This window comes from Streptomyces sp. NPDC029159 (genome assembly GCF_055564055.1).
The window spans coordinates 329,156-336,115 of the sequence record NZ_JBVHWT010000003.1; the positions used below are offsets into that span (position 1 = coordinate 329,156).

The window sequence follows — 6,960 nt, forward strand, 5'->3', positions numbered from 1 at the left end:
GCGCCCCGCCGCCGTACACCCGTCCGCCACGCGGCGCGCGTCACAGCTCCGCCCCGTACCGTGACGGGCTTCCGCGGCCTAGGTTGGCCTCATGTTTGCTGCCTATGCCGCGCGCATCGACCGCGACCAGCCGCTCAACGGCCTCGAACTGGGCGAACGCCCCGCTCCGGAGAGCCGCCCCGGCTGGACCACCGTCAACGTCAAGGCCGCCTCCCTCAACCACCACGATCTGTGGACGCTGCGCGGGGTCGGCATCACCGAGGACGCGCTGCCGATGATCCTCGGCTGCGACGCCGCCGGAACGGACGCCGACGGCAACGACGTCGTCCTGCACTCCGTCATCGGCCAGACCGGCCACGGCGTCGGCCCCGGCGAGCCCCGCTCCATCCTCACCGAGCGCTACCAGGGCACCTTCGCCGAGCAGGTCACCGTCCCCAGCTGGAACGTCCTGCCCAAGCCGGCGGAGCTGAGCTGGGCGGAGGCCGCCTGCCTGCCCACCGCCTGGCTCACCGCGTACCGGATGCTCTTCACCAACGCCGGGGTGCAGCCCGGCGACAGCGTGCTCGTCCAGGGCGCGGGCGGCGGCGTGGCGACCGCCGCGATCGTGCTGGGCGCCGCCGCCGGACTGCGGGTCTTCGCCACCAGCCGGGACGAGTCCAAGCGGCGCCGCGCCGTGGAGCTGGGCGCGGAGGCGGCGTTCGGCAGCGGGGAGCGGCTGCCGCACCGGGTGGACGCGGTCATCGAGACGGTCGGCGCCGCCACCTGGTCGCACTCGGTCAAGTCGCTGCGCCCCGGCGGCACCCTCGTCATCTCGGGCGCCACCAGCGGTTTCCACCCCGAACGCACCGAACTCAACCGGATCTTCTTCCTGGAGCTGAAGATCGTCGGCTCGACGATGGGCAGCAAGGAGGAGCTGGCGTCGCTGCTCAGCTTCTGCGCCGCCAAGGGCGTCCGCCCCGTCATCGACTCCACGCTGCCGCTGGACCGGGCGCGCGAGGGCTTCGCGAAGATGGCGGAGGGCGACCTGTTCGGCAAGGTCGTCCTGACGGTGTGACGCCCTGATGGCCTGGTGGTTCGAGCGGGATGGCGGGAAGTGAGGAGTCACATGGGTGCGGGGATGCGGGTGTTGCGGGCGGCGGAGCGGGCCGCCGCGCCGTGGAGCAACGGCGGCGGGGTGACGCGCGAGATCGCCGCCCACCCCGACGGCGCGGGCTGGGACGCCTTCGACTGGCGGATCAGCCTGGCCGACGTCGTCCGCGACGGCCCGTACTCCCCGCTGCCCGGCATCCGCCGCATCCTCACCGTGGCCGACGGCGCCGGACTCCGGCTGACCGTCGACGGCACCGCCCACCCGCCGCTGCCCCGCCACACCCCCTTCGCCTTCCCCGGCGCCGCCGCCACCGACTCCCGCCTGCTGGCCGGCCCGGTCGTCAACCTCAACGTCATGACACGGGAGGGCCGGGCGGGCGCCGACGTCGGGATCGTCCGGGGCGGCTGCGCTCTGACGGCCACGCCCGGCCGCACGATGGTGGTCGCCCTGCCGGACGGTACGGGGGACGGGTCCGGCGAACCGGAAGGCGCGGCCACGGTCCCCGGCGGCGCGGTCGTGACCTCGGACGGCGCGACGGCCGAACTCGGCTGTTACGACGCGGTGCTGCTGCCCGGCGGGGTGGCCGCGCAGCTCCGTACGGACGGGGCCGCCGCAGTGATCACGCTGGTGGGGGAGGGGCTGGAGGCCGGGGAGCACTGACGGGACCGGGCCGGGGCGGCCTTCCGGGCGGTGCCTCCCGGCGCGCTCAGGCCGGCGGCGCCACGTTGACCAGACTGCCGTGCAGGCGGTAGCGGTGGACGCCGTCCGGGCCGTCGGAGTCCGGGGCGACGCCGTCCAGCGCCGCGATCCGTGCCGCGATCCGCATCGGCACCGGGCCGTCGGCGAACGCCTGCCACGCCGCGAGATCCACCCACTCCGCGTGGTTGAGCACCCGGGAACCGTCCTGGCTCCGGTACAGATGCGCCCCGAGCAGCCCCGGCACCCGCGCCTCGTCCAGCGCGTCGAGCACGGTGTCGGTCAGCGCGCGCTGGGCCGCCGCTCCCGTCGTGGTGAAGACCGGAGTGGCCAGCAGCCCCGGCGGGCGGCCCGACGCCCCGTCCGGCACATGGCTGCGGTCGAGCCGGTAGCGCACCAGCCCCGGCCGCCGGATGCCCGGGATCGCCTCGTCGATGGGCGCGAGCGCCGCGGGCCGGTGCGCCCGCACCCACTCCCGGTGCGCCTCGTCGCTCGTCCACTGCGCATGGTGCAGCACCTCCGTGCCGTCCAGGCTGAGGAAGACCGTGAGCGACAGCATCGCAGCGGGCCGCTCCTGCGCCTCCCACGCGTCGAGCACGGCATCGGCCGCCGCGACCTGCACCGCCGGATCCGGCACGATCCACCTGCTGATCAGCGTGGTCGCGGCATCGCCCCGCCGCACCTCGGGAAAGACGGAAGCCCTGGTCATCGCGTACTCCGTTCGTCATGGCGGTGTGGCGGTGTGGCGGTACGCCGGGCCGGGTGCAGGGCCGCCCCGTCATCTCGCTGTCTCACTGTTTCGCCGTTTCGCCGTTGCGCTCGGAGTCTGCTTTCTCAAGTGTGGTTGAGGTCAAGGTGGTTGGGGGCGTGGGGTGCGTCTTTCGTGGGGTGGGCGGTGGCGTGCGGGTGTGGGCGCGGCCCGGACCGGTGTGGGGCGCGGCACCGGGCCGGGTCGGCGGGCCGCTCAGGGCTTACGCGCCGGGCCCCGCCACGGAGCCGTGCCCCGAGTGCTGAGCCGGACCCCGGGCGCAGCGCCGAGGCCGGACCCGGGCCCGCCGCCGCAGCCGCTACGGCGTGCGGCCGGGTGCCGCGAGCGCGGCCACCACCGGGGCGGACGCGTCGGCCGACCGGCCCGGCGGAGGCGGTGCCGAGGACGGCGAGGACGGCGGGGGCGGCGAGGACGAAGGCGACGGCGGCAACCCGGAGAACCGCGGGGCCGAGGTACGCGGCGCGGCCACCGAGGCGTGCACGGGATCCGCGACGCGCACGGGATCCGCGCCCATGGCCCCCATGGCCCCCCGATCCGGCGTCACCTCCCGCCGGAAACACGGCGGTACGGGCCCCGGGTCCGCTTCCGGCGGCCGGAGGTCCGCCGCGCGCAGGGCGTGGTTCAGCGGGCGCAGCAGCAGATGCAGACGTTCGGCGCCCGTCCGGCCCAGCGCCCGCCAGGGACCGGCCGCCAACTGGTCCGTCATCCGCTCGATCGCCTCCCGCTCCCGGAGGCCCGACGCGGTGGCGCTGCCGTCCGCCGCGAGCCAGCCGCGCGCCGCCAGCCGGTCGTGGGCACCGCTCCACTCCTGGGCGCTCCAGCCGCGGGCGGCGGCGGACGCCGGGGCGACCCAGCCGTGCCGGCCCGCGCCGCCCCCTGCCGCGGCATGTGACACCAGCGCCTCGCACGGGTCCAACCCCCAGGTCAGCAGGGTCGCGAGATGGCCGTCACCGCGGTGCTCCCGGAGCACCGCCGCGGCCTGCCACAGCACCAGATGCGGCGGCCCGGGCCACGGCAGATCACGGTTGGCGGCGGCGAGCGGACGCGCCACGGCGTGGGCGTTCTCCGCGGCACGGCGCGCCAGCCGGGCGGCCTCGGCCACCTCCGGGCCGGTCAACCTGTCGCCCAGCAACCGGCGGAGGGCGCGGTCGACGGCCCGCAGCCGTGCGTCCAGCACCGCGCCCGGCCGGGCCACCGCCCAGACCCGCGGTACGAACTGGGCGACCAGCCGCGGCGCGAAGGTGTAGTACGTCGCCGTCACCAGCTCCGGACCCACGGCCCCCAACGGAGCCGTGCGCCAGGCGAAGTAGCCGGGACGCCATGACGTGGTGTCGTAACCGAGACCCGCCGCGACCCGCTGGGCCTCGGGGGCGGAGTAGGCGGTGGCGTGCAGCGGTTCGAGCTGCTGCCACATTCGGCGGGCGACCGAAAGGTAGTCCGACATCGCTGTACCTCATGGCCTTCACGATGCGTGCGTGCGGAGATGCGTGCGTGCAGAGCGGTAACGGCCGTTGGCGCGCGCCGCGAGAGCCAGGGGTCCACGCCTCGGGCGCGTCCGCGGACCGTGTGGTGCCGGTACGGGGGCGGCGGATGCCGTACGGAACCGGTGCCCCGCACGGACGGCGGGCCGCACGGTGCGCCCCGCTCCGCACACGGCCGCCGCCCGGACGCCGATCCGGGAGCCCACACCGGCACCGGACGAAAAACCGTGCGACAGATGACGTTCCCCGATTACGTGCCGTAAATCCTGGCCGCGATGACTAACTCTCCGTGACGAGGGGGGTGGAGGGGAAATGAGGGGCGGAGCGGGCTGCGAAATACCGGGAGGGAACTTGGCGGCGGGGGAGAGCCGGGTGCACTCCCGCAGTGCCGAACTCCCGCCGCCCGGCCGCCCTTTCCTCCCGGTACCTCGCCCCTCCGTCTCTCCGTACCTCCCTGGCCCCGCACCCCGCCACGTCTCCGCCCGCGGTTCCCTCCGCCCTACTTCTCCGACCCCCGATCCGCCGACTCCCGGAGCAGTCCGCCGATTTCGGTGGCGGTCTCCGCGAGGCGGTGCCGGGCCCGGCGTACCTGCTCAGGGGTGATGCCGTGGTCGCGGGCGGCGTCCCGGAGGCCGTCCCGGAAGCGGTCCAGCAGGCGGTCGAAGTCGCGGGCCGGATCGGGACCCGGCGGCTCCTCCGCCCACTCCGGCAGCGGCCGCTCCCCGGCCGCCGCCCGCCCGGCCGCCGCGCGGTCCGCCCCCGGACCCGACCGGCCTTCGGTATCCTCCGTGACCCCGTCGGCCCCCGCGCCGCCCGGCCCGGAACCCGCCGCGGGCCCGTCGTGCCCGGGCTCGTCGGATATACGGGCATCGGGTGCACCGGCACCGGACACGTGCTCCCCGTGCGGGCGCTCCCCACGCGGGCGGGTGTCGCCCTCCGGCGGGCGCGAGGCGCCTTCCCGCCCCGTGTGGTCGTCGGTGTGCGGCGCGCCCGTGAAACGGCCGACCTCGCGGGAGACCTCGGAGAGGGCCTCGCGGACCGCGCCCGCCCAATCGCCGGACCGGACCCGCTCCTGCGCCTGCTCCTGGACCCGCCGGAGCGCCTGCTGCACCTCCTCGCGCGCGAACGCCTGGGCCGCGCGGGCCTGTTCGCGGGCGCGGCGGGCCTCCTGCTCGGCGCGGCGGCGCTCGTCCTTCGCCCGGCGCGCCTGCTCCTTCCACTCCTCCTTGGCGCGGCGGAACTCCTCCTTCGCCTGCCGCCACGTCTCGTTGTCGCCGAACGCGCCCTCCCCGGCAGGCCCCGAACCCCCGCCGTCGGCGTCCGGGTGGCCCTGTGCCCGCGCCTGCTGGGCGGCCTCGCGTATCTCGCGGCGCAGCTCACTGGCCGAACCGCTCACATCTGCCCGGATGTCGGAGGCCAGCGCGGCCACCGAGTCACGTATCTCCAGCTCCAGCTCGGCCAGTTCGCCGCCGCGTCCGGCCAGCTCGGCACGGCCCGCGTCGGTGAGGGAGTAGACCTTGCGGCCGCCCTCGGTGGCGTGGGTGACCAGGCCCTCGGCCTCCAGCTTGGCCAGCCGCGGGTAGACCGTGCCGGCCGACGGTGCGTACAGGCCCTGGAAGCGCTCCTCCAGCAGGCGGATGACCTCGTAGCCGTGGCGCGGATTCTCGTCGAGGAGCTTGAGGAGATAGAGGCGCAGACGGCCGTGGGCGAAGACGGGAGGCATGCTCAGAGCACCTTCTTCTCTAGGGACGGGGTGGCCGGGCCGTCGCCCGGGCGGCCGCCGTCCGCGGTCTCGAAGGCCGGTCGGCGCAGCAGCGCGAGACCACCGGAGACGGTGGTGACCTTCAACCTGCCCGACCCCGAGCCGAGCGTTCCGCTGAGGCGCTTCGCGCCCCAGCCGCCGCCGACCCGCAGGGTGTCGAAAGCGTTGGAGAACGTGCCGCTGGTGGTGCCCGCCTCCACCCGGGTGTCGCCCGGCTCCGGCAGCCGGATCGCCACCTCGCCGGAGACGCTGGTCAGCTGGATGTCCGCACCGCGCTCCGACGGATCGAGGTCGAGGACCATGTCACCGCTGACGGAGTCCGCCTGCACCGTGGCGGCGCTGCCGTCCAGGACCGTCAGATCCCCCGAGACGGAGTGGAACCGCAGACCGCCGGTGACGCCCTGCGCCTCGACCCGGCCCGAGACGGTCTCCGCGCGCACCTCGCCGGTCAGCCCGACGAGTGTGCTGTCGCCCGAGACGGTGTGGACCCGGGTGGGGCCCGCGACGCCCGTCACGACCGCCGAGGCGCCGACCGAGCCGACGTCGACGCGGGTGGCGGACGGGACGGTCACCGACACCTCTGCGCGGTGGTCGCGCCACCCCTTGCCCCGGAGGAAGGTGAACAGACCCTTCCAAGGACCCTTCCACGGCGGGTCGTCATAGCCGACGGAGAGGGCGCCGTCCTGGAGGGAGACGGTCAGCGGATGGCCGGTGACCTCACCGATCTCCACCCGGGCCGGGCCCTCCTCGGCCGACCCCACGACGTTGACCGCGCCACCGCAGACCCGGATCTCCAGGGCCTCGACGGGCCCGTCGATCTCCAGGGTGCGCGGCTCGGCCACGCGGAGCGGAAAGCGCGGGTCTGCTCCGTCGGGCCCCGGCGTACCGGACCCGGATGCGGAAGAACTCGATGTACCGAAACTCGACTCGCTGCTGGACATGCCGACCCCCCCGGTTGGCTGATGGAATCGCAACGCAATATATCGCGTCTTCGCTACACACGATATATCGCGCTCCGGCGAAGTCAAGGGAGAAGTCGAACGCCTACGCGACGGGGCCGGGGGGGGGGGGGGGGGGGGGGGGGGGGGGGGGGGAGGGGGGGTGGGGGTGGGGGGGGGGGGGGGGGGGGGGGAGGGGTGGTGATAGCCCTTCTGTATCTACC

The 6,960-nt window shown here is 75.3% G+C and carries 5 protein-coding genes and 1 pseudogene; 2 read left to right on the top strand and 4 right to left on the bottom strand.

Annotated elements, in window-relative coordinates; all coding sequences use genetic code 11:
* The first annotated feature begins 91 nt into the window (after positions 1-91).
* Both ACZ4U4_RS08505 and ACZ4U4_RS08510 read left to right on the top strand, forming a co-directional pair.
* Positions 92-1,054, top strand: a complete 963-nt coding sequence (locus ACZ4U4_RS08505) for a zinc-binding dehydrogenase (RefSeq protein ID WP_467870410.1) — start codon at positions 92-94, stop codon at positions 1,052-1,054.
* 51 nt (positions 1,055-1,105) lie between these two features.
* Positions 1,106-1,750 (top strand): HutD/Ves family protein, encoded by a 645-nt coding sequence (locus tag ACZ4U4_RS08510; RefSeq protein WP_467870412.1) that lies wholly within the window; start codon positions 1,106-1,108, stop codon positions 1,748-1,750.
* Between the two features lie 46 nt (positions 1,751-1,796).
* Here ACZ4U4_RS08510 and ACZ4U4_RS08515 read toward each other — a convergent pair whose 3' ends face one another.
* The 4 genes and pseudogenes from ACZ4U4_RS08515 to ACZ4U4_RS08530 all read right to left on the bottom strand — a co-directional run bounded on the left by ACZ4U4_RS08515 (position 1,797) and on the right by ACZ4U4_RS08530 (position 6,640).
* Entirely contained in the window at positions 1,797-2,495 is a 699-nt protein-coding gene (locus ACZ4U4_RS08515) for an antibiotic biosynthesis monooxygenase family protein (protein ID WP_467870414.1), read from the bottom strand.
* A 643-nt stretch (positions 2,496-3,138) separates the two neighbouring features.
* Positions 3,139-3,999 (bottom strand): annotated as a pseudogene (locus ACZ4U4_RS08520) (SCO6745 family protein); the annotation flags it as partial.
* Positions 4,000-4,535: 536 nt separating this feature from the next.
* Positions 4,536-5,759, bottom strand: coding sequence for a PadR family transcriptional regulator (locus ACZ4U4_RS08525; RefSeq protein WP_467870415.1), 1,224 nt, complete (start codon positions 5,757-5,759; stop codon positions 4,536-4,538).
* Between the two features lie 2 nt (positions 5,760-5,761).
* Positions 5,762-6,640, bottom strand: coding sequence for a DUF4097 family beta strand repeat-containing protein (locus ACZ4U4_RS08530; RefSeq protein ID WP_467870417.1), 879 nt, complete (start codon positions 6,638-6,640; stop codon positions 5,762-5,764).
* Positions 6,641-6,960 lie beyond the last annotated feature (320 nt).